The organism is Anaerotruncus rubiinfantis, assembly GCF_900078395.1.
GTDB classification, from domain to species: Bacteria; Bacillota; Clostridia; order Oscillospirales; family Ruminococcaceae; genus Anaerotruncus; species Anaerotruncus rubiinfantis.
This window is the reverse complement of sequence record NZ_FKLA01000008.1, coordinates 14,163-37,951: the sequence shown is the minus strand read 5'-3', so window position 1 is coordinate 37,951 and position 23,789 is coordinate 14,163. Positions and strand designations below refer to the sequence as shown.

Genomic DNA, 23,789 nt, shown 5'->3' with positions numbered 1-23,789 from the left:
TTCCAGATTCAGTGCTTGTGCGTCGAAGAAGAGATAAAACCGTCCACCAGCTCATCGATGTAGTCGAACGAGCGGCCGGTGCCGATCGCAACGCATTCAACCGGATTTTCCGCCACCCGCACCGGCATCTTCAGTTCCCGGCTGAGGTAGGTGTCAAACCCGTGCAGCAGCGAGCCGCCGCCGGTCATCACAAGTCCGTTTGTATAGATGTCACCCACCAGCTCGGGTGGGGTTTTTTCCACCACGGCATGCACCGCGTCGCGGATTTCCACCACACAATCGAGGATTGACGGATAAAGTTCCCGCCGGGTAATGGTGCGTTTGTTCGGCAGGCCGGTCGCCAGGTTGCGGCCTTTGACCTCAAAGGTGAGATCCTCTTCATTCGGATCGACGCTTCCGATCGAAATTTTGATATTCTCCGCCATCCGTTCCCCGATCAGCAGATTATAAGTTGAACGGATATACCGCACAATGGCGGCGTTGAACTTGTCGCCCGCCATCTTGATCGAATTCTTGCAGACGATGCCGTTCAGCGAAAGGACCGCGATATCGCTGGTGCCTCCGCCGATGTCAAGCACGATGTTTCCCTCCGGCTTTGAGATATCAATCCCGGCGCCGATTGCCGCGGCGACCGGCTCTTCGATCAGAAATACCCGGCGCGCGCCGGCCACGACCGCCGCGTCGACCACCGCCTGCGCTTCCACGCCGGTGATGAGCGACGGCACGCAGAGCGCGACGCGGGGCTTGACCATATTGCTCGGGCAGGCTTTGCGCAAAAAGTATTTGATCATCTCTTCGCACATTTTGTAATCCGAAATGACCCCGTCCTCCAGCGGACGGATCGCGCTGATCTCCGCCGGGGTCTTGCCGATCATGGCGTGCGCTTCATCCCCCACCGCAAGGATGGTGTCGTTTTTGGTATTGATCGCCACTACCGACGGTTCACGCAGCACGATTCCCTGTTCCCCGGCGTAAACCAATACTGTCGCCGTGCCGAGGTCGATCCCGATGTCAATAGAATTCATATTTGAGCCTCCAAATAATTAAAGCGAAATCAAAACAGTAGTAGTATACCGCAATTCGGCAATTTTTGCAATAAAAGTCCGCTATCCGTCCTCATCCTCCCGGGTCGTCGCGGCACAGACCGCATAGACCTCAGCCGCCCCCTTTTTTAAGAGCAGCCTCGCGCAGCGTTTTGCCGTTTCACCGGTCGTAAGCACATCATCCACCAAAAGGACTGTCTTGCCGCAAAGATTCGTATCCCTGCGGATCGAAAAATTGCGCTTCGCGTTTTCGCGGCGGGCCTCCCTGCCGCCCTGGCGCATCTGCGCGCCGCCGCGTCCGGTGTGGACGAGGCCGGTTTCGAGCAGCGGCAGCCCGAGCCGCGCGCAGACCTCGCGCGCAAGCAACAGCGCCGGGCAGAATCCCCGCTCCCGCAGCTTGGTCGCATGGGTCGGCACCCAGGCAGCCCCGTCAAACGAAACCATCGGAAAGGTGTCCCGCACCGCGTCCGCCATCAGCGCGGCGAGATACTTCCCATAGTACCGGCGCCCGTCGTACTTAAAGCGATGAATGCCGCGCGCCGTGCCGCCGGTGTAATAGAGCGGCGCGGCGGCTCCGGAAAGGCTGTCCGCGATTTCACCGCACATACATTCCGCATACCGCTTGCCGCAGCCCGGACAAAGCTCATCCGCGGTGTACGGCAGTTGGCCTTCACAGGCTTCACACAGCCACCGCTCCCCTTCAAGCACCTTCCCGCACAGGAAGCATTTATTGGGGAAAATCAGCGAGAGGAGCCGGTCACTGAACTTCGCCATCGCACACCTCTCCCAGCAGGTATACCAGATTCGTGTACCTGCGCGACTTTTTATGGTTGTCCACCATCATACGCACCGCGCGTTCGCTGCCCACGATGATGAGCAGCTTCTTGGCGCGGGTCACAGCGGTATAGAGGAGGTTTCGGTAATACATCCGGCTGCGGCCGTCCATCAGCGGCATGATCACCGCGTCGTATTCGTTGCCCTGACTTTTGTGAACAGTGATCGCATAGGCGAGTTCAAGTTCATTTGCCATATCAAAGGAGTATTCCACGTTCCGATCCTCAAACCGGATTATCATGGAGGAGGATGGGCGGTTGATCAGTTCGATCACCCCGATATCCCCGTTGAAAATGCCCATCCCCTGTTCGCCGCCGTCCTTTTCCCATATAAGGTCATAATTGTTTTTGATCTGCATGACCTTGTCGCCCTCCCGAAAAGTTACCGTCCCGGCGGCAAACTCCTTTTTCGCCGGATCGGGCGGGTTGAGCGCCGTTTGCAGCACGCGGTTGAGCTCCCCCGTGCCCGCCGCGCCGACGCGGGTCGGCGCGATGACCTGGATATCCCACATCGGGGAATAACCGTAGCTCTTGGGCAGACGCCGCCTGCACAGGTCAGCGGTCACCGCAAGGATCTGCGCGGAACTTTCACAGGTGAGCAGGAAGAAGTCGTTGTCCTTCTGATCCATGCGCGGATACGCGCCGGTCACGATTGCGTGGGCGTTGGTGACAATGAGGCTCTTGGCCGCCTGCCGGAAGATCTCCCGCAGATGCACCACCGGCACCACGCCGCTCTCGATAAGGTCCCCGAGCGTGTTGCCCGCGCCGACCGACGGCAACTGGTCCGGGTCGCCCACCAGAATGAGCCGGCAGGAAAATTTGAGCGCCCGCAGCAGCGATTCAAACAGAAGCGTGTCCATCATCGAGGTCTCGTCGATGATGACCGCGTCACAGGGAAGCGGGTTTTTCTCGTTGCGTTTGAAGCGCAACGCGCCCGAGCCGTCCGAATAGTCGACTTCCAAAAGCCGGTGGACGGTCTTTGCCTCCACGCCGGTCAATTCGCTCATCCGCTTTGCGGCGCGCCCGGTCGGCGCGGCAAGCGCCACCTTTTCCCCCATCTGCCCGAGCAGGTGGATGATCGCCGCGATAGCGGTCGTCTTGCCGGTGCCCGGCCCGCCGGTCAGGATCATCATCGGCCGGGTGATCGCGGTGGTGATCGCACGGCGCTGCAATTCGGCATAGACGATCCCCTGCCGCCGCTCATGCTCCGCGACAAAGCCGTCCACATCCGGCAAAAGGCCCTCGCCGGTGTTCTGGAGCATCAGGGAAAGCTTGGAGGCGATGTAGCATTCCGCCTCGTAATACCGGGGGATGTAGATGAAGTCCTCCCCGTTCACACCAAGGCGCACCAGCTCCCCCCGCGCGACCAATTCGTCCACGCCGTCGATGATATGGTAGCTGTCCACCTGGGTGAGGCGGCAGGATACCTCGACCAGCTTCTCCTGCGGCAGGCAGGTGTGACCATTGCCGGTGTTGTGACGCAGCACATGCATGACACCCGCCCCAATCCGCTCGAGGCTGTCGGGCGCAACGCCGCCACGGGCAGCAATCACATCCGCGGTTTCAAAAGCGACGCCGATCTCTTCGTTGCACAGAACATAGGGATTTTTTGACACGATCTCCTGCGCGTCCATCCCCAATTTCTTCCAGGTTTTGATCGCAAACGACGCGGGAACCCCAAAATTGCTCAAAAATAGCATTACCGTCCGTATACCAAATAGTTTTTGATACTCTTTGGAAATACTTTCCGCTTTTTTGGGCGAAATTCCTCCAATCTCAGCAAGCCTTGCCGGATTTTGTTCGATCACGGTTAGGGTATCGTCCCCGAAGCGTTCGACCAGCTTTCTGGCAATCGCGGGGCCAATCCCCTTGATCGCGCCGGAGGAAAGGTAGCTCGCGATAGCGGCGGCGGTCGCGGGCATCAAGCGCTCATACTGCTCCGCCTTGAGCTGCAAACCATACTTCGGGTGAGTGGTATACACACCGGTCACCTTGAGCGTCTCCCCAACCGCGATGTCGGCGAACTCCCCGACCACTGTGACCGTGTCCTCATCGGTCGCAATCTCCAGAACCGAGTAGCCGTTGTCCGGATTGTGATAGATAACCGCCTCCACGCTGCCCTCCAGCCTGTAAAGCTCCCCGCTTTGCATCTCCCGCGCTCCTCCTTTCCCAACGTCCTCCCCGGCGGTTTTGCGGCCGGGACAATCTGTTTCCCATTATAATACAAATCATCCGCATGGGCAAGCGGTTCAGGGGGTTCGCAGCAGCGCTTCCAGTTCCTCCGGCGTCTGCACAAAGCAGACCCCCGCCGCGCGCGCGAGTTCCTCGCAGGCCTGCTGTTCCTTCTCGTTCAGACCGATGCCGTAGAGTACATAGTCCTGGCGGCTGGGGTTCGCCTCCCATTGCAGGCAGGTGTACATCAGCGCCATCTGGTTTCCGGTGTTTTTGCCCTCTCCGCCGATGGGGATCACTCTGTAAACGTGGTTTCCTTTACAACTATGACGCACCGCCAGCCAGGTGACACACTGCACAAAGCCCACGCACGCAAGGATCGCCATACAAATCCAAATGATCGCATCCAACATAAAAATCACCTCGGCACATCTTATGCGCCGAGGTGAAAATGTGTTTCTGTTTTTTTGCAAAAAATTACCTGACTGCGGCCAAAAGCGCCTCCACTTTGTCGGTTTTTTCCCAGTTTACGCCGAGGTCTTCCCTTCCCATATGTCCATAGGCGGCAAGCTTTTGGTAAATCGGGCGGCGCAGATCGAGCGATTTGATGAGCATCGCCGGGCGCAAATCGAACACTTTCATCACCGCTTCGGCGAGCTTCTCGTCGCTGACTGTGCCGGTGCCGAAGGTGTTAACATTGACCGAAACCGGATGCGCCACGCCGATGGCGTAGGCCACCTGGATTTCACAGCGGCGCGCAAGCTTTGCCGCGACAATGTTCTTCGCAACATACCGCGCCGCATAAGCCGCCGAACGGTCGACCTTGGTCGGGTCTTTGCCCGAAAAAGCGCCGCCGCCGTGCCGGCCGAATCCGCCGTAGGTATCGACGATGATCTTGCGTCCGGTGAGCCCGCTGTCCCCCTGCGGCCCGCCGATGACAAACCGTCCAGTGGGGTTCACATAGATTTTGGTTTTCTCATCCATCAGCTCTGCCGGGATGATGGCCTTTATGACCTGTTCGATGATGTCCGCCCGGATCTGCTCGAGCGAAATCTCCGGCGCGTGCTGATTCGAAATGACCACCGCGTCGATCCGCACCGGCCGGTCGTCGGCATATTCCACCGTGACCTGGGTTTTTCCGTCCGGACGCAGGTAGGGCAAAATTCCGCTTTTGCGCACCTCGGTGAGCCGCTTTGCAAGCTTATGCGCCAGGGAAATCGGCATCGGCATGAGTTCCGGGGTATCATCGGATGCATACCCGAACATCATGCCCTGGTCGCCGGCGCCGGTTGTGTCCGCCTCGCCGGTCTCCCCATTTTTGGCTTCCAGCGCGTCATTTACGCCGAGCGCGATGTCCGGGCTCTGTTCGTCGATCGAGGTGAGCACCGCGCAGGTCTTGCAGTCAAAACCATATTTGGCACGGTCGTATCCGATCTCTTCGATCGTTTTGCGGGCGATTGCGGGGATGTCCACATAGCAGTTTGTGGAAATCTCACCCATGATCATCACCATGCCGGTGGTGACCGCCGTCTCGCACGCCACACGCGCCGTCGGGTCCTTGTCCAGGATCGCGTCGAGCACCGCGTCGGAGATCTGGTCGCAGATCTTATCGGGATGTCCTTCGGTGACCGATTCCGAGGTGAACAGGTATTTTGCCATTTTTCCATTCTCCTTTATCTTTGATCTGTTGTGAAAATACGGGATGTTTATTTGAGCGCCGCCAGTACGCTGTCGCCCACCGCGTTGGCCGTGTTATAGATGCCGCGCCGGCTGGTCATGCTGTCGTACTCGGCCGGGTTGGTGAGGAAACCCATCTCGACCAGAACCGAAGGCGCGTAGCTGTTGAGGGTCACGCGGTAATTCGAGAACTTCGCACCGCGGTTTGTGCGGCCTGTATATTCCGAGACATTCGCGGAGAGGGCCGTCGCCAGTTTTTTGGCGATGTTCTCAAAATAGTAGACCTCGGTGCCGTTCGGCTTGGAGGCGTCGGTGTCGTAGCCGATCGAATTGCAGTGCAGCGAGATAAATAGGTCCGCGCGCGCCGCAAAGGTGTCGGTCATCCGCTGATTCATCGTGACGTCGCTGTCATCCGTCCGGCACATCACCACGTCCGCCCCGAGCGACTCGAGCCGCTTCTGCACCGCGATTGCGGTCGCAAGCGTGATGTCCTTCTCGGTCGCGCCGCTTGTGAGCGGGATACCCAGCGCCCCCGGGTCGGCGCCGCCGTGTCCCGCGTCCACCGCGATGGTGACGCCGGAGAGCGGCTTGTCCCCATCCGAAAGGCGGGGCTGGTACTTCGCATAGATATTCACGCCGCCGTCCGCGCCATAACTGACGTCGTAGCCCCAAAGTCCCTTTTCGCCTGCCAGCGGGAAGGTGAGGATCGCGTCCTGGCCCTCATAATCCAGCTCCACGCCGGTGAAAAGATAGCTTCGCCTGCCGATCGCATCGTCGAGCGCGGCCGCCTGGTTTTGTGAGATGGCGGTGTTGAAGAGCTTGACGTTCAGGGTCTCGCTGTCCATGTAGGCGCGGAACATCGGCTTGCCGCCGCCCGAAAGGGTCAGCATCTCGCCTTTACCGTCGTCCTCTACCCCAAACGAGATTTCGTCCACATCGAGGGTCACGTCCTGCACACGGGTGAGCGGCTGGACCGATTCCTTCATCACCCAGCCGCCGGTCGAGAGCTTGTACATGGTGGAGGTTATGTCGACGACCACATCGACCGCGCCAAGCTTCGCCGTTTCGATATAGGCGCTGCGCTGCGAATCCTTATAGACGTTCGCCACATTGTTTTTGACCTGCACCGCGAGCGACCCCAGTTCCCCGGCAAGGAAAACCTTTCCGGCGGAGGTGAAGGTCTGGCTGCCATTCAGCGTGTATGTAACCGGACCGAGGTCGCGGGTACCCCGCACCTGTCCGGCGACCGTTTCGCCGGTGAAAGTGGCCGGAACACCTTTTTTGGCGGTTGCCGCGGCCTGTTTTAGTTTCACCTGCCGTCCACCGACCGTCGCGACAACAGTCGCGCCGCTCGGCGCCACACAGGAAAGGCGGATCGTTTCACCGCTCACGGTGGCGCAGTCGTAGGATGGCGCCATGCTGGAGATCACCTTGGTGGTGGGCGCGTCGGTAACCTGCCCGCGGATGATGGTAACAGTAGCGCTTTTCGCTCCCTGCTTGAACTTGAAGGTGTTCTTCCCCTTGTCCAGCGCGACGTAAACGCCGAAGCTGCCGCGCGCGCCGCGGTTTTTGACCTCCTCGCCATTCATTGTGAGCTTCACGTCCGGATCGGACGAACCCATAATGAAATAATTGGAAGCCGATGTGGTGATATCGTCCGCTGGACGCGCGATATTCAGTTTTCCCGGCACCTTCAGGCTGACGTGAGAAACGATTTCCTCGTAATCGTTATATTCCCGCGCCGACGCCGTGGCTGAAAGCCCCAACCCCAGGGCCGCCGCGAGCACCAAGCTCACGGCCTTTCTGCAAAAAACCTGAAATTTCATGGATCAGTTCCTCTTTTCACAACAGATTCGGAGAATCTCCAACCGGATTCTATCCGATTATGTTGTGCGAAATATGATGAAAATCCCTGCATCAAACAAAAAACGAGCCCGGCATAAACCGAGCTCGCGTCCATCCTCATCTGTCGGCCATGCCGCAGGATTTGGCACCTTGCACAAAATGCAGGTTGCCGGGCTTCATAGGGCCTGTTCCCTCCACCACTCTTCATAAGGCAGTATTCAATTCACGAAATATAGTCTACACGATCCGGCATACTTTGTCAAGGGTTCTGCGGCGCGGCCTCAAAATGTTCATGCCGTACCAGCCGCGCGATCGGTTTATAGACCAGGTAGGTCACCACCGCGTTGATCCCGGCCTTGACCAAATTGAACGGGATGATCACCGGGATCATGATCTCAAGCACCGCTTCCATCGGCGCGCCCATGAAAATCGGCGTGAAGATGAGATTCCACAGCACCATTGCCAATGTCCAGGCCCCTATACCGCATACGAGCGCGGTTACGGCGCCCTTGCGGGTGTGGCTGCGCTTATAGAGATTGCCCGCCACAAGTACAAACGAACCGGTCGCGCAAAAGTGCATGAGGATACCGATGGGCCCGCTCGCCGCACTGACCGTGAGTCCCTGGATCACCGAGACGACCAGCGTCAGGCAAAGACCCGACAGCGGCCCAAACAGGAAGGTCCCAATGAAGATGGGGATGTCGGCCGGGTCGTATTCCATCCACGGCGCCGCCGGGAACAGCGGGAAATGGATGATTGCCACCAGCACGATCGAGATCGCGGTGAGCATGGCCATGGTGGTGAGTTTTCTGGTGGATGCGCTTGCTTTCATAACATTACCTCCGTCGAGGTCTGTCAGGAAAATGAAAAAGCCCTCAAACCAAATGGCTCAAGGACGTAGCGTAGTGGCGGATTGTCCGCCTGTTGCGCCGTTTCTTTCATCCGGACTATACCGTTGGTATGGGAGTTTCACCCATTCAGCCGGCTCATCGCCGGTTCGCGGACTTTACCGCCAGTGAGGAATTGCACCTCGCCCTGAAACAGACTGATCAAATTTTCTATATTATAGTCCTTCGCGCGCGCTTTGTCAAGGCGGGAAACACCTGCTCCCTTTTACCTTTTGGACTGATTCAGGATATAAATAGCCTCCTTCCGCCGAAGGAACGGAAGGAGGTATCTTCACAGGCAGCAACTGCCCGATAAATGAGGAGTTTATTTATCAACAACTACATTGCCATCACAATCAAGCAGCGGGGTAATTGAGGAGCCTCCAACGCCTACAGTCATAATATAATTAACGCCAGTTTTTGTATCAACTATAATCCTGACCACTCCAAAACTATAGTTTTCTTCTTCTTTTAGTGCAAATCTTTTTTCCTTTTTTTCAAACATAGAAATTTCTCCATTTCAATTTCGATTTATCTCTTTATTTACTTGATCATATTTTTCTGCTTCATTTAACGCCTAGTGAAATTGACGAAGTCCTTACCCATCAGTCCAAATGTAAAAAGGAATACACTTAAGAGATCCATCAGGCAGCCCCAAGTGTTTCTTTTTTACAGACAGGCGGCAGGTAATTCTACAGAGCCCTGCGGCTCACGAATTGACCGGAATTTTCTGCCCGCACGACCGCATGGCCGCTTCACTCACCCGGCACACCTGAATGGCAAATTCAAGCGTCCCGCGTGTGGCCGGTTTGCTCTCCAGCACGCAGTCACAGAAATGTTTCATCTCAGCATACATTCCCTGCACGAAAAGCGCCTTGTTTTCCAGCGTTGCTTTACAGTTCTGCGGGCGCCAGACAATCGATCCGTATTCCTCTCCCGGTACCGTAAAGCTTTCGGTGCGTCCCAATTCAAAAGGAATGCCACGATTCAGGATGACCGTATCGGTGTTGTGGATTTGCAGATCCCAATTGTCCCCATAGACGCTGTAATTCTCAACCGGCAGATCCGGGCCTGTTGCCCCGTGCAGAATCCCCAGCGCGCCGTTTTCAAATTCGAGGATGCAGACACTGTTGCCAAGCGGCCCCTGGGTAGCCTGGACTGTCTTTACCCTGCCGCCCACCGCAAGCAGAAAGGAAATGGGATGGCAGCTGTCGGCCAGCCAGTCGGAAAATTCCCCACGCGCAAGCGATCCGGCGGGGTCAGGCGGCAGATTGACCGGATAGGAAGCCAAAATCGACTTCACCCGGCCATATTTCCCGCTCTGCGCAAGCTCGATCGCCTTGTCCGTCGCCGGCATGAACGCTTTTTTGTAACCAACTACATAGACGCGGTCACCGCGGTGCGTAAGCACTCGCTCCAGCTCGCCGCTGTTCATCGCGGGCGGCTTTTCGGTGAATACATGCACTCCCCGGTCCAACGCTTCACAAGCCAGCGTGGTATGCGCCTGCGGGGAAGCGCAAAGGAGCACCGCGTCAAGCTTTTCCGACTCATACATCCGTTCGGCGCCTTTGTAATAATGACAGCCATACTGGGCGGCGGTTCGCCTTCCCGCCTCCTCGTTGGAGAAGTTGCAGACCGCCTGGAGTTCGATCGGAAGATAACTGAGCAGCGGCAGCAGGTTACGATAGGCGTGCGCGCCGACCCCGATGACCCCCAGCCGGATGCGGCGGGAATATTCGCGCTGATAGTTCATGAAATCCACTCCTCTAAAACACAAAAGGCCCTGATACAAACGCATCAGGGCCTTTTTTCTGTGAATAAAAATTAGTCGTTGATCTTGATGACGACGCCGGAACCAACGGTACGGCCGCCTTCACGGATCGCGAAGCGCAGACCTTCCTCGATCGCAATCGGGGTGATCAGCTCAACGTCCATCTCGACGTTATCGCCAGGCATGCACATCTCAACGCCTTCCGGCAGGGTGATGACGCCGGTAACGTCGGTGGTGCGGAAATAGAACTGCGGACGGTAGTTGTTGAAGAACGGGGTGTGACGGCCGCCCTCTTCCTTTTTCAGGATATAGACCTGGCCACGGAATTTGACGTGCGGGTGGATGGAGCCGGGTTTGCACAGAACCTGTCCGCGCTCGATCTCGGTTCTCTGGATACCACGCAGCAGCGCGCCGATGTTGTCGCCAGCCTCAGCGTAGTCGAGGATCTTGCGGAACATCTCGATGCCGGTAACAACGGTCTTTTTCTTCTCGTCCTGCAGGCCGACGATCTCAACTTCGTCGCCGGTCTTCAGCTGGCCACGCTCAACACGGCCGGTCGCAACGGTGCCGCGGCCGGTGATGGTGAAGACGTCCTCAACAGGCATCAGGAACGGCAGGTCGGCTTTTCTTTCCGGAGTCGGAATGTACTCGTCGACAGCGTCCATCAGTTCGAGGATCGGGGCATATTCCGGAGCAGCCGGATCGGTGGAAGTGGACTCCAGCGCGACCAGAGCGGAACCCTTGATGATCGGGATATCGTCGCCCGGGAAGTCATAGCTGGAAAGCAGCTCACGGATTTCCATCTCAACGAGCTCGAGCAGCTCAGGATCGTCAACCTGGTCCGCCTTGTTCATGAAAACAACGATATACGGAACGCCAACCTGACGGGAGAGCAGGATGTGCTCACGGGTCTGGGGCATCGGGCCGTCGGCCGCGGAAACAACCAGGATCGCGCCGTCCATCTGCGCGGCACCGGTGATCATGTTTTTAACATAGTCGGCATGTCCGGGGCAGTCGACATGCGCATAGTGACGCTTGTCGGTTTCATACTCAACGTGAGCGGTATTGATGGTGATGCCGCGCTCGCGCTCTTCCGGGGCCTTATCGATCATGTCATACGCTTCGAACTGGGCCTGGCCTTTCATAGCCAGAACCTTGGTGATCGCAGCGGTCAGAGTGGTCTTGCCATGGTCAACGTGACCGATGGTACCGATATTTACGTGGGGCTTGTTTCTTTCAAAATGTGCCTTTGCCATCGAAAATTTCCTCCCTTATAAGAATGATTTTTTAATTTTAAAGCCTGGGGACTATAGTTTGTATTCTATCAAGTTGCAGGCAAAATTGCAAGAGGGAAAGCCGGATTATTCCGCTTTTTTGCCTCTTTCGGACATAATTCCTTCTGCAATCGACTTCGGAACCTCGATGTAGTGGCTCGGCTCCATGACATAGTTGCCACGGCCCTGCGTCTTGGAGCGCAGGTCGTTGGAGTAGCCGGACATCTCGGACAGCGGGACAAACGCACGGATTTCCTGCGCGCCGAAGACCGCTTCCATACCCTGGATCTGGCCGCGGCGGCTGTTCAGGTCGCCGATGACGTCGCCCATATAGTCCTCAGGGGTTGTGACAACAACCTTCATGATTGGTTCGAGCAGAACCGGGTCAGCCTTCTGCATCGCCATCTTGAACGCCATCGAAGCGGCGATCTTAAAGGCCATTTCAGAGGAGTCGACCTCATGATAGGAGCCGTCGTACAGAGTGACCTTCACGTCAACGACAGGATAGCCCGCCAGGACGCCGGCCAGCATCGCGCCCTGGATACCCTGGTCGATCGGACCAATGTATTCCTTCGGGATTGCGCCGCCGACGATCGCGTTGACAAACTCGTAGCCCTTGCCGCTCTCGTTCGGTTCGATCTTGATCTTGACATGGCCGTACTGACCCTTACCACCCGACTGGCGGGCGTATTTGTGGTCGACATCAGCCAGTTTGCGGATGGTTTCCTTGTAAGCAACCTGCGGCTTACCGACATTCGCCTCAACCTTAAACTCACGCAGCAGGCGGTCGACGATGATCTCCAGATGCAGTTCGCCCATGCCCGCGATGATCGTTTGTCCGGTTTCCTGATCGGTGTAGGTCCGGAAAGTCGGGTCCTCCTCGGCGAGCTTCGAAAGGCCGATGGCCATTTTTTCCTGGCCAGCCTTGGTCTTCGGCTCGATCGCGAGGTTGATAACCGGATCCGGGAACTCCATCGACTCCAGGATGATCGGATGCTTCGGATCGCACAGCGTGTCGCCGGTGGTGGTGTTCTTGAGGCCGACCGCCGCCGCAATATCGCCGCAGTAGCAGACTTCAAGATCCTTCCGGTGGTTCGCGTGCATCTGCAGGATACGACCGATGCGCTCGGTGTTGTCCTTGTTCGGGTTGTAAACGCCCGAACCCGCGGTCAGCGTACCGGAATAGACGCGGAAGAAGCAGAGCTTGCCGACATACGGGTCGGTCGCAATCTTGAACGCAAGCGCCGCGAACGGCTCCTTGTCGCCCGGTTTGCGCTCCTCTTCCTCACCAGTCTCGGGATTGGTGCCCTTGATGCTCTCGATATCGGTCGGGGAAGGCATGAAATCAATGATCGAATCGAGCAGCTTCTGGACGCCCTTATTCTTGTAGGACGTACCGCAGCAGACCGGAACCATCGTGTTTGCGATGGTGGATTTGCGGATCACAGTACGGATTTCCTCCGTGGTGATCTCCTCGCCCGCGAGGTATTTCTCCATGAAGGCCTCGTCGCAATCAGCGAGGTGCTCGAGCAGTTCCTCACGGTACTGCTGGGCTTTCTCCATCATATCCTCGGGGATTTCCTCAACGCGCATGTCCTTTCCAAGGTCGTCATAGTAGACGTCGGCCTTCATTTCAATGAGGTCGATGATGCCCTTGAAGAACTGCTCGGCGCCGATCGGCAACTGAATCGGGACAGCGTTGCATTTGAGGCGCTGACGCATCATTTCGATGACGCGGTAGAAGTCCGCGCCCATGATGTCCATCTTGTTGACGTAACCCATGCGCGGGACGTGGTATTTGTTCGCCTGACGCCAAACGGTTTCAGACTGCGGCTCAACACCGCCCTTCGCGCAGAATACCGTCACCGAGCCGTCGAGCACTTTCAGCGAGCGCTCGACTTCAACGGTGAAGTCCACGTGTCCAGGGGTGTCGATAATGTTGATACGGTGGCCCTTCCAGTAACAGGTGGTCGCAGCGGAGGTGATGGTGATACCACGCTCCTGCTCCTGCGCCATCCAGTCCATCGTCGCCGTGCCTTCGTGCGTTTCACCAATCTTGTGGTTGATGCCCGTGTAGTACAGGATACGCTCGGTGGTGGTGGTCTTGCCGGCGTCAATGTGGGCCATTATGCCGATATTTCGTGTCATTTCCAGAGATACATCTCTTGGCATAGTGTCCTCCTAAATTTCTTGCGCTCCGACGCCGCAATCAGCGATGGGCTGACGCCGCCGGTAGAATGAAATAACAAAAACTGACTCCCAGATGGGGCGGATTACCAGCGGTAATGTGCAAACGCCTTGTTGGCTTCTGCCATCTTGTGGGTATCCTCGCGCTTTTTGACGGCGCCGCCGGTCTGGTTGAGAGAATCCATGATCTCGCCCGCAAGGCGCTCTCTCATGGTCTTCTCGCCGCGGTTGCGGCTGTAGGTGGTCAGCCACCGCAGACCCAGGGTCTGACGGCGTTCCGGACGCACCTCCATAGGAACCTGGTAGGTTGCACCGCCGACGCGGCGGGCTTTGACCTCCAGCACGGGCATAATGTTCTCCATCGACTGCTCGAAAGCTTCCAGCGGATCTTTGCCCGTCTTTTCTTTGACGATATCGAATGCACCGTATACAATCTTCTGCGCGACACCTTTTTTGCCGTCATACATAATATTGTTGATCAGCCGGGTGACGAGCTTGGAATTGTAAAGCGGGTCCGGCAAAACATCACGTTTTGCAATACGACCTCTTCTTGGCACTTCGCTTCCCTCCTTCATAAATATAATGAATTCATTGGTACTCGAAAGTGACAAAACTCCCGTTCGCGCCAATCCGAGGCTCACATCTATATGTTAGCCTAAAATTGGCAGAATAATCGAAAAGTTTTATTACTTCTTGGCACCAGCCTTCGGCCGTTTCGCGCCGTATTTGGATCTGGCCTGCATGCGTTTTGCAACGCCCTGCGCATCCAGTGTGCCACGGATGATGTGGTAACGGACACCAGGCAGGTCCTTAACGCGCCCGCCGCGGATGAGCACGACGCTATGCTCCTGCAGGTTGTGGCCGATGCCGGGGATGTAAGAAGTAACCTCAAATCCATTGGACAGTCTGACCCTCGCGACCTTTCGCAGCGCAGAGTTCGGCTTTTTCGGGGTAGAAGTACGGATGGCCGTGCAGACGCCTCTCTTCTGCGGGGAATTCTGATCGATTGCAACTCTCTTCTTGGAGTTCCATCCTTTCAGCAGCGCAGGAGCGGTGGACTTCTTGACGGTGACCTCTCTACCTTTGCGTACAAGCTGGTTAAATGTTGGCATATTGCACCTCCTTACTTTGTTTTGGCCTTTTTGGCCATCTGTTTATTTCAAGGGATCAGAAGCATCCCGATCCCGCTGAAACCGCATTATGACACAGTCTCACAGTTCTTTATTATAATGCCTCATTTGACTCATTGTCAATACATACATTAAAATTTTACCGTCTTTGTACGTTTTTACCATTAGAAAAGCCTGAAAATCCTTCCGCTTTCGTCCAAGACGCCGGTACGTCCCGCGGGACGTACCGGCGTCGCGTTGATAAAAACGTGAAATGGTTAAACTGTCTGCATGTCCTCCGCATCGTCCAGATCGGAGATGAAGCTGTAGTCGCTGTGGTCGGCATGGCTCTCGGCGTCCACGATCTCGAGCGTATCGTAATCCACCGTGCCCGTTCCGGCCGGGACCAGCTTACCGATGATGACGTTTTCCTTGAGGCCCATCAGATGGTCGACCTTGCCCTTGATCGCGGCTTCGGTCAGCACGCGGGTGGTTTCCTGGAAGGAGGCTGCCGACATGAAGCTCTCGGTTGCGAGTGACGCCTTCGTGATACCCAGCAGGACCGGCGTGCCCGCCGCGTGGCGGCGTTCCCCGCCGTCCTGGGCGTTCAGGCGGTCGACTTCGGCGTTGATGCGCGCGAGCTCGCTCTTCTCGATCTTCGCGCCGGTGATGAGCATCGTGTCGCCGCCGTCCTCAATATTGACTTTGCGCATCATCTGGCGGACAATGACCTCGATATGCTTATCATTGATGTCAACACCCTGCGTACGGTAGGTGCGCTGCACCTCTTTGATCAGGTAATCCTGTACCGCGAGATGTCCGGAAACCGTCAGGATCTCGTTGGGCTCGATGGCGCCCTCGGTGATGAGGTCGCCCTTCTTGACCACGTCTCCCTCCTGCACACGCAGGGTGGAGCCGTAGACGACCTGCCGCTCGAAGCGTTCGCCGTCCTCAGCAGTGACGACCACGAAGTCGCCGCCCTTCTGATCCTTTTCAAACGAAACAACACCGTCCAGGTGAGAGATAATCGCGCTGTTCTTCGGCTTTCTGGCTTCGAACAGCTCCTCGACACGCGGAAGACCCTGTGTGATGTCCGCCGCGGAAACCGAGCCGCCGGTGTGGAAGGTACGCATGGTGAGCTGGGTGCCCGGCTCACCGATCGACTGTGCCGCGATGATGCCGACCGCTTCGCCCACGCCAACCGGCTGGCCGTTTGCGAGGTTCGCGCCGTAGCACTTGGCGCAGACGCCGATCTTCGACTCGCAGTTGAGCGGGGTGCGGATCTTCACCTCGGTGTAGCCCGCGGCCTGGATCTTCTTGGCATCGGCTTCGGTCATCATCTTGTCGCGGGAGACGATCACTTCGCCGGTCTTGGGATCGACGACATCGTCGGCGACATAACGTCCGAGCAGACGCTCGGCAAAATCCTCGATGACGCGGCCGCTGTCCACAATGTCGCAGACGACGATACCCTCATGGGTTCCGCAGTCGTTCTCGCGGATGATGACATCCTGCGAAACATCGACCAGGCGGCGGGTCAGATAGCCCGAGTCCGCCGTACGCAGCGCGGTGTCCGCAAGGCCCTTGCGCGCGCCTCGGGAGGACTGGAAGTATTCCAGGATATTCAGGCCTTCGCGGTAGTTCGCCTTGATCGGGATTTCGATCGCGCGGCCGGAGGTATTCGCGATGAGTCCGCGCATACCGGCGAGCTGGCGGATCTGGTCCATTGAACCACGCGCTCCCGAGTCGGCCATCATATAGATCGGGTTGCGCTCGCCAAATGTCTTGGTCAGCGCATCCTTCACCTTGGCGGAACACTCGTTCCAGGTGGCGACCACACGCTCGTAACGGACGTCGTCCGAGATGAAACCGCGGTCGTATTGGCGCTTGATCGCGTCGACCTTTGCGTCGGCCTCCGCGATATATTCCGCTTTCTCCGGCGGGATGACCGCGTCCGAAACGGCAACCGTGATGCCGCTGCGGCAGGAATATTTGAAGCCCTGCGCCTTGATGCGGTCGAGCATTTCGGAGGTCTTCGCAGTACCGTACTGGCGGATGGTCTTGTCAATGATCTTCCCGAGCTCCTTCTTGCGCACGAGGAAGCCGATCTCGAGATCAAACACATGATCCGGGTCGGAGCGGTCGACATAGCCGAGATCCTGCGGGATCGGGTCGTTGAAGATGATGCGGCCAACGGTCGTCTCCACAATGTGGGAGATGCGCTCGTCGCCTACCTGTTTTGTCACCCGCACCTTGATGGGCGCGTGCAGGCCAACCGCACCTGCATTGTAGGCCATGAGGGCCTCGTTGAAATCACGGAACACCTTGCCCGCGCCGGTTTCGTCCTCGCGCACCATGGTGAGGTAGTAGGAACCGAGCACCATGTCCTGGGTCGGGACGGTGACAGGCTTGCCGTCCGAAGGTTTAAGAAGGTTATTAGCGGCCAGCATCAAAAAGCGGGCTTCGGCCTGCGCTTCGGCGGAAAGCGGTACGTGCACGGCCATCTGGTCGCCGTCGAAGTCGGCGTTGTAGGCGGTACAGACCAGCGGATGCAGCTTCAGGGCGCGGCCCTCGACAAGGACCGGCTCAAACGCCTGGATTCCCAGACGGTGCAGCGTCGGCGCGCGGTTGAGAAGCACCGGATGGTCCTTGATAACCACTTCGAGCGCGTCCCAAACATCTTTTACGGTGGCGCGTTCGACCATTTTGCGGGCATTTTTGATGTTGGTGGCAACCTTGAGGTCGACCAGCCGTTTCATGACGAACGGCTTGAAGAGCTCGAGCGCCATCTCCTTTGGAAGACCGCACTGGTACATCTTCAGTTCCGGGCCGACGACGATAACCGAACGGCCGGAATAGTCGACACGCTTGCCCAGCAGGTTCTGACGGAAGCGTCCCTGTTTGCCCTTGAGCATATCCGAGAGGGATTTGAGCGGACGGTTATTGGGTCCGGTGACCGGACGGCCGCGGCGGCCGTTGTCAATGAGCGCGTCGACCGCCTCCTGCAGCATCCGCTTCTCGTTGCGCACGATGATGTCCGGCGCGCCGAGCTCCAGAAGCTTCTTAAGACGGTTGTTGCGGTTGATGACGCGGCGGTACAGGTCGTTCAGGTCGCTCGTTGCGAAGCGGCCGCCGTCGAGCTGAACCATCGGACGAATATCCGGCGGAATGACCGGCACCACATCAAGAATCATCCATTCGGGCTTGTTGTGGCTGTGGCGGAACGCCTCGACCACTTCGAGCCGCTTGAGAAGTTTGATACGCTTTTGGCCTGCCGCGGTTTCGAGGTCGGTTTTGAGCTCATCGGAAAGCTTGTCGAGATCGATCTCGGCAAGCAGCTCCTTGACCGCCTCCGCGCCCATACCGGCGCGGAAGTCGTCCTCATAAGCTTCCTTGAGGTCGCGGTATTCCTTTTCGGAAAGGAGGGTGTATTTTTTGAGGTTGGTGAGGCCCGGGTCGATAACCACATAGGAGGCGAAGTAGAGCACCTTTTCCAGAAGGCGCGGGGACATATTGAGCAGCAGCCCCATGCGGGAGCTGGTGCCCTTGAAGTACCAGATATGGCTGACCGGAGCGGCCAGCTCGATGTGGCCCATCCGTTCCCGGCGGACCTTCGCGCGGGTGACCTCGACGCCGCAACGTTCGCAGACCTTGCCTTTATAGCGGATGCGCTTGTAACGTCCGCAGTAACACTCCCAGTCCTTGGTCGGCCCAAAGATCTTTTCGCAGAAAAGGCCTTCCCGTTCGGGCTTGAGCGTGCGGTAGTTGATAGTCTCGGGCTTCTTGACCTCGCCGCATGACCACTCGCGGATCAGTTCCGGCGACGCCAGTCCGATTTTTATCGATTCAAAAACGTTAAATTCCAAAATGCGAACCCCTCTTTCCTTAGATTAGAAACTGTCGTCATTCGCGATGCCGTCCAGGCCCAGCGCTTCGATGGGGTCAAAGCTCTCCTCCACATCGTCGTCCAGGTCCACGTCGAGCAGATCGATATCTGCCGCCTCGGGGTCAGGCTGGTCAATGTCAAATCCGTCTTCAAACTCGCCGGCGACCTCGACGCCTTCCATCAGCGAATCATCCACAGGGGTAAGCCCCATATTCTCGTCGTCGTCAAAGGTTTGCTTGAGGTCGATCTCCTCGTTGTTCTTATCCAGTACGCGCACGTCGAGACCAAGCGACTGCAGCTCCTTGATGAGCACCTTGAACGACTCCGGAATACCCGGCTTCGGAACATTTTTGCCTTTGACAATCGCCTCGAACGTTTTCACACGCCCGACCACGTCGTCCGATTTTACCGTCAGGATTTCCTGCAGGGTGTATGCGGCGCCATAAGCCTCCAGCGCCCAGACTTCCATCTCTCCGAAACGCTGTCCGCCGAACTGCGCCTTGCCGCCCAGCGGCTGCTGGGTGACCAGGGAATACGGCCCTGTCGAACGGGCGTGGATTTTATCGTCGACCAGGTGGTGGAGCTTGAGGAAGTACATGTAGCCCACCGTGACCGGATTATCAAACGCCTCGCCGGTGCGCCCGTCATAAAGGACGGTCTTGCCGTCCGGCGAAAGGCCCGCTTCAGTCAGCGCATCCGCGATGTCCTGCTCGTTCGCGCCGTCGAATACCGGCGTCGCAACCTTCCAGCCGAGCTGCGCGGCCGCGCGGCCCAGATGGACTTCGAGCACCTGCCCGATATTCATTCGGGACGGAACGCCCAGAGGGTTCAGCACGATGTCAAGCGGCCGTCCATCCGGCAGGTAAGGCATATCCTCCTGCGGCAGTACGCGGGAAACAACGCCCTTGTTTCCATGCCGTCCGGCCATCTTGTCTCCGACCGAGATCTTACGTTTCTGTGCGATGTAGCAGCGCACCACCATGTTGACGCCCGGCGAAAGCTCGTCGCAGTTGTCGCGGGTAAACACCTTGACGTCGACGATGATGCCGTATTCGCCGTGCGGGACGCGCAGCGAGGTGTCGCGCACCTCTCTGGCCTTTTCACCAAAGATCGCGCGCAGCAGGCGCTCCTCGGCGTTCAGCTCGGTCTCACCCTTCGGGGTGACCTTGCCGACCAGGATGTCTCCGGCGCGCACTTCGGCACCCACGCGGATGATGCCGCGTTCGTCGAGTTCCTTGAGCGCATCGTCGCCCACGTTCGGGATGTCGCGGGTGATCTCCTCCGGCCCGAGCTTGGTGTCGCGGGCTTCGATCTCGTATTCCTCGATGTGGATCGAGGTGTAAATATCGTCACGGACCAGTTTCTCGTTGATGAGCACCGCGTCCTCGTAGTTGTAGCCTTCCCAGGTGATAAAGCCGATGAGCATGTTGCGCCCGAGGCTGATTTCACCATTCGAAGTGGACGGGCCGTCCGCGATCACCTGGCCGACCTCGATCCGCTCGCCCTTCTGGACGATCGGGCGCTGGTTGATGCAGGTGCCCTGGTTCGAACGCAGGAACTTGATCAGGTGATAAGGATGGTGCTCGCCCTGGTCGTCGCGGATGACAATCTCGTTGGCGGAAAGCGCATCGACCACGCCGGCGTGTTTGGAAACGACCGCAACGCCCGAGTCAACCGCGGATTTATATTCCATGCCGGTCGCGACGATCGGCGCCTCCGGCACGAGCAGCGGCACCGCCTGGCGCTGCATGTTCGCGCCCATCAGCGCGCGGTTCGCGTCGTCGTTCTCAAGGAAGGGGATCATCGCGGTTGCGACCGAAACGACCATCTTCGGCGAAACGTCCATGTAGTCGACCTTTTCGCGTTCGACAATCAGCATCGTGTCGCGGTAACGGGCGCTGACCTTGGGGTTCTGGAACTTCTTGTCCGCGGTGAGCGGTTCATTCGCCTGCGCGACGATGTACATGTCCTCAATATCGGCGGTCATGTATTCGACTTCGTCGAGCACCACGCCGGTCTCTTTATCCACCTTGCGGTAGGGGGCCTCGATGAAGCCGTATTCGTTGATTTTCGCGAAGGTCGCGAGATAGGAGATCAGTCCGATGTTCGGGCCTTCCGGCGTCTCAATCGGGCACATGCGGCCGTAATGGCTGTAGTGTACGTCACGCACCTCGAATCCGGCGCGGTCACGGGAAAGGCCGCCGGGGCCGAGCGCCGACAGACGGCGTTTGTGGGTGAGCTCCGCGAGCGGGTTGGTCTGGTCCATAAACTGGGAAAGCGGCGAGGAGCCAAAGAATTCCTTGATGGAAGCCACGACCGGGCGGATATTGATCAGCGCCTGCGGGGTGACGACATCCATGTCCTGCGCCTGGGTGGCCATGCGTTCCCGGATGACCCGCTCCATGCGGGAAAAGCCGATGCGGAACTGATTCTGGAGCAGCTCGCCGACCGAGCGGATACGGCGGTTGCCCAGGTGGTCGATGTCGTCGACGGTGCCGACATCGTGGCCGAGGCAGCACAGATAGTTGATCGACGCGAAGATATCGTCCTTGATGATATGTTTGGGGATCAGGTCGTCATGGCGCGCTTTGATCTGCTCTTTGAGCGCGTCGTCGTCCTGGCAGCCCTCGAGCAGCTCGCGCAGCACCGAGAAACGCACCTTTTCGTTGATGCCCAGTTCGGTGCAGTCGAACTTCACAAAATCGTGGATGTCGACCATGCCGTTCGAGAATACCTTGATCTCGCGCTCGCCGTCCTGCAAATAAACGGTATCGACACCGGAGCGGCCGATCTGTTCAGCCAGTTCGCGGGAGAGCACCGCGCCCGCGTCCGCGAGCAGTTCGCCGGTAAGCGGGTCCGCAACCGGACGGGACACAGTCCTGCCCATGATGCGCGGCGTAATCGAAAGCTTCTTATTATATTTGTAGCGGCCGACCTTGGAAAGGTCGTACCTTCTGGGGTCAAAGAAAAGCGCGTCGATGTGGCTCTGCGCCGAATCGACCGTCGGCGGCTCACCCGGGCGCAGCTTGCGGTAAACCTCCAGGAGCGCCTCCTCGGTGTTGACGGTGCTGTCCTTTTCGAGGGTCGCCATAATGCGCTCGTCGTCGCCGAAAAAGCCGATGATCTCATCGTTCGAGGCAAGCCCCAGCGCACGGATGAAGGTGGTCACCGGCAGCTTGCGGTTTTTATCGATGCGGACGTAGAAAACGTCGTTTGAGTCGGTTTCGTATTCGAGCCACGCGCCGCGGTTGGGGATGACGGTGGCGGTAAAAAGCTGTTTTCCGCTCTTGTCGTGGGCGGCTCCGTAATAGACGCCCGGGGAACGCACCAACTGGGAAACAATGACGCGCTCCGCGCCGTTGATGATGAAGGTGCCGCTTTCGGTCATCAGCGGGAAATCACCCATGAAGATGTCCTGCTCCTTGACCTCGCCGGTCTCCTTGTTGAGGAGGCTGGCGCGCACGCGCAGCGGAGCGGCATAGGTCGCGTCGCGCTCCTTGCATTCCTCAATGGTGTATTTCGGTTTGTCGTCCAGACGGTAGTCGATAAAATCGAGGACCAGGTTGTCCTGATAATCCGTGATCGACGAGACGTCCTTGAACACCTCTTTCAGCCCTTCATCCAGGAACCACTGGTAGGAATTTTTCTGTACTTCGATGAGGTTCGGCATCGTGAGAACCTCGTCGATCCGAGAAAAACTCATACGAGTCGTCTTGCCCTGTGTTACTGGCTTTACATTCACCATAGGCTTTGCTCACTCCATTCATCTGATTTACGCGATGAATTTTTGGTTCCCCGCGTATAGTCCGCCGCGCCGTCCGGCGCTGGGGCAATTGATCCACGCATTGTGCAAATTCTACAGGTTTCCCAACCGTCTCCCGTAAATTTTGCAAATTCCTATTGCCAAACATGTCGAAACATGTTATAATTTTCGTGAATAATTGCAGAAATAGCCATTTTGATACAGTATATTAGTTTATCATACCCGGTCAAGTATGTCAAGGGCAATTTATGAACATTCCGTAACAAAAAGCCAGCGGTCTTTTTAGACCGTTGGCTTTTTTAGAGCGGTTTATGCAGGCCTGCAAATGCAATTTCCCAATCGTTTTGTGACCGAAAAGCGCCCCGTTCACAAAAGATTGTAGACCACCGGCACCAGCACCGGCACCAGTGCGGTAAGCACCACGCCCGAAATGACCGCCATAAGCGCGGTCTCCTGGTTGGTCGCCTTTGCGATCGCGGGCAGGGTCGTATCCATCGCGGTCGCGCCGGACGGCGCGATGGCCGCGTGGCTGCCCAGATATTTCGCCACCACCGGGATGACCAGAAACGAGAGCAGCTCCCGCAGGATATTCGTCAGGAACGCCACCGTTCCCAGCTGCGAACCGCCCAGTTCCCGCAAAATCACCGCTGAAACACTGTAAAATCCAAACCCGGACGAGACTGCCGCAGCTTCGTTCAGCGGGATGCCCAACCCCAGGCCCAGCAACATGCCTCCCGCTATCGATCCTGCCGCTACCCCCAGCGGGATCACCAGGATACGCACATGATATGTACGGATCGTCCGAAAAACCGTTTTGTTGCTGCCAACCTCCACGCCGACCGAAAGGAGCAGCAGCATCAGCGCGTAGCTCATCACCGTGTCCATCAGCGCGACCGCCGCGGGCGAAAAGAGAAAGTGCCCGCACAGAGCCCCCACAAACAGGCTGCCGATTGCAACCAGGATCATCACTCGGCATCATCCTCCTTTTTTAAAGCAATGCGCGAGAGCAGATAAACCAGAAGCACCGACCCGGCAATGGTGACCAGCGCGTAGCAAAGCGCCTGCACGCCCGCGGTGCGCAAATCCGCGAGGAAAGTGGGCGAACCGGCCATCGAAGCTCCCATTGAAAAGAGGGTCAGCGAAATTCCGACTGTCTGCACCCAGCTGTTGACCTTGAGCCATTTAACCGGGAAGATGGTGAGGCCGATTGCGATTCCGATGATAAAAAATACAATCAGCGAGAACGGGCCGAGGAAATCGAACACGAAAACCAATCCTTTTTTCAAAATTACATGGAAGGTCCCCGCTGCGGCCAGCCGCCGCGGCGGGGACTCTCTGTTTC

17 protein-coding genes and 2 riboswitches are annotated in these 23,789 nt (G+C 57.6%); all 17 genes read right to left on the bottom strand.

All coding sequences use genetic code 11. The annotated features are described in order from the left end of the window. Positions 1-8: 8 nt before the first annotated feature. The 17 genes from mreB to BN4275_RS02365 all read right to left on the bottom strand — a co-directional run bounded on the left by mreB (position 9) and on the right by BN4275_RS02365 (position 23,712). Positions 9-1,025, bottom strand: a complete 1,017-nt coding sequence (gene mreB / locus BN4275_RS02445) for a rod shape-determining protein (RefSeq protein WP_066453386.1) — start codon at positions 1,023-1,025, stop codon at positions 9-11. 81 nt (positions 1,026-1,106) lie between these two features. Then, positions 1,107-1,817 carry a ComF family protein gene (locus BN4275_RS02440; protein ID WP_066453383.1) on the bottom strand — a complete coding sequence of 237 codons (711 nt, stop codon included), beginning with the start codon at positions 1,815-1,817 and terminating at the stop codon, positions 1,107-1,109. Next, the gene (recD2, locus tag BN4275_RS02435) at positions 1,801-4,026 is read right to left on the bottom strand and encodes an SF1B family DNA helicase RecD2 (protein WP_066453381.1); all 2,226 of its coding nucleotides are present in this window, start codon (positions 4,024-4,026) and stop codon (positions 1,801-1,803) included. The genes BN4275_RS02440 and recD2 overlap by 17 nt, the downstream gene beginning before the upstream one ends. Positions 4,027-4,125: 99 nt before the next feature. Then, complete coding sequence (locus BN4275_RS02430) at positions 4,126-4,458, bottom strand: hypothetical protein (RefSeq protein WP_161940172.1); 333 nt, start codon at positions 4,456-4,458, stop codon at positions 4,126-4,128. Between the two features lie 67 nt (positions 4,459-4,525). Then, a complete protein-coding gene (gene metK / locus BN4275_RS02425; RefSeq protein ID WP_066453377.1) occupies positions 4,526-5,707 on the bottom strand; it encodes a methionine adenosyltransferase in 1,182 nt (393 codons plus the stop codon). Positions 5,708-5,754: 47 nt separating this feature from the next. Further along, complete coding sequence (locus tag BN4275_RS02420) at positions 5,755-7,551, bottom strand: N-acetylmuramoyl-L-alanine amidase family protein (protein ID WP_066453367.1); 1,797 nt, start codon at positions 7,549-7,551, stop codon at positions 5,755-5,757. Positions 7,552-7,684: 133 nt separating this feature from the next. Further along, a riboswitch (SAM riboswitch) is annotated at positions 7,685-7,783 on the bottom strand. Between the two features lie 46 nt (positions 7,784-7,829). Continuing rightward, a complete protein-coding gene (locus BN4275_RS02415; protein ID WP_066453365.1) occupies positions 7,830-8,402 on the bottom strand; it encodes an ECF transporter S component in 573 nt (190 codons plus the stop codon). A 94-nt stretch (positions 8,403-8,496) separates the two neighbouring features. Continuing rightward, positions 8,497-8,617: riboswitch (FMN riboswitch) on the bottom strand. A 165-nt stretch (positions 8,618-8,782) separates the two neighbouring features. Further along, positions 8,783-8,962 (bottom strand): DUF6440 family protein, encoded by a 180-nt coding sequence (locus tag BN4275_RS02410; protein ID WP_066453363.1) that lies wholly within the window; start codon positions 8,960-8,962, stop codon positions 8,783-8,785. A gap of 204 nt (positions 8,963-9,166) precedes the next feature. Further along, a complete protein-coding gene (locus tag BN4275_RS02405; RefSeq protein WP_066453361.1) occupies positions 9,167-10,210 on the bottom strand; it encodes a Gfo/Idh/MocA family oxidoreductase in 1,044 nt (347 codons plus the stop codon). A 71-nt stretch (positions 10,211-10,281) separates the two neighbouring features. Next, a complete protein-coding gene (tuf, locus tag BN4275_RS02400) occupies positions 10,282-11,484 on the bottom strand; it encodes an elongation factor Tu (RefSeq protein WP_066453358.1) in 1,203 nt (400 codons plus the stop codon). A 105-nt stretch (positions 11,485-11,589) separates the two neighbouring features. Further along, on the bottom strand, positions 11,590-13,674 hold the full coding sequence (fusA, locus tag BN4275_RS02395; protein ID WP_066453355.1) for an elongation factor G: 2,085 nt from the start codon (positions 13,672-13,674) through the stop codon (positions 11,590-11,592). Positions 13,675-13,775: 101 nt separating this feature from the next. Continuing rightward, positions 13,776-14,246: a 30S ribosomal protein S7 gene (gene rpsG, locus BN4275_RS02390; protein WP_066453347.1), complete on the bottom strand. Its 471-nt coding sequence runs from the start codon at positions 14,244-14,246 to the stop codon at positions 13,776-13,778. Positions 14,247-14,375: 129 nt separating this feature from the next. Beyond that, entirely contained in the window at positions 14,376-14,801 is a 426-nt protein-coding gene (gene rpsL, locus BN4275_RS02385; protein ID WP_016315396.1) for a 30S ribosomal protein S12, read from the bottom strand. Positions 14,802-15,076: 275 nt separating this feature from the next. Further along, positions 15,077-18,667 carry a DNA-directed RNA polymerase subunit beta' gene (rpoC, locus tag BN4275_RS02380; RefSeq protein ID WP_066453344.1) on the bottom strand — a complete coding sequence of 1,197 codons (3,591 nt, stop codon included), beginning with the start codon at positions 18,665-18,667 and terminating at the stop codon, positions 15,077-15,079. A 21-nt stretch (positions 18,668-18,688) separates the two neighbouring features. Further along, the gene (gene rpoB, locus BN4275_RS02375; protein ID WP_066453341.1) at positions 18,689-22,429 is read right to left on the bottom strand and encodes a DNA-directed RNA polymerase subunit beta; all 3,741 of its coding nucleotides are present in this window, start codon (positions 22,427-22,429) and stop codon (positions 18,689-18,691) included. Between the two features lie 384 nt (positions 22,430-22,813). After that, positions 22,814-23,413, bottom strand: a complete 600-nt coding sequence (locus tag BN4275_RS02370) for a LysO family transporter (RefSeq protein WP_066453338.1) — start codon at positions 23,411-23,413, stop codon at positions 22,814-22,816. After that, on the bottom strand, positions 23,413-23,712 hold the full coding sequence (locus BN4275_RS02365; protein ID WP_158572917.1) for a LysO family transporter: 300 nt from the start codon (positions 23,710-23,712) through the stop codon (positions 23,413-23,415). The genes BN4275_RS02370 and BN4275_RS02365 overlap by 1 nt, the downstream gene beginning before the upstream one ends. Positions 23,713-23,789: the final 77 nt, after the last annotated feature.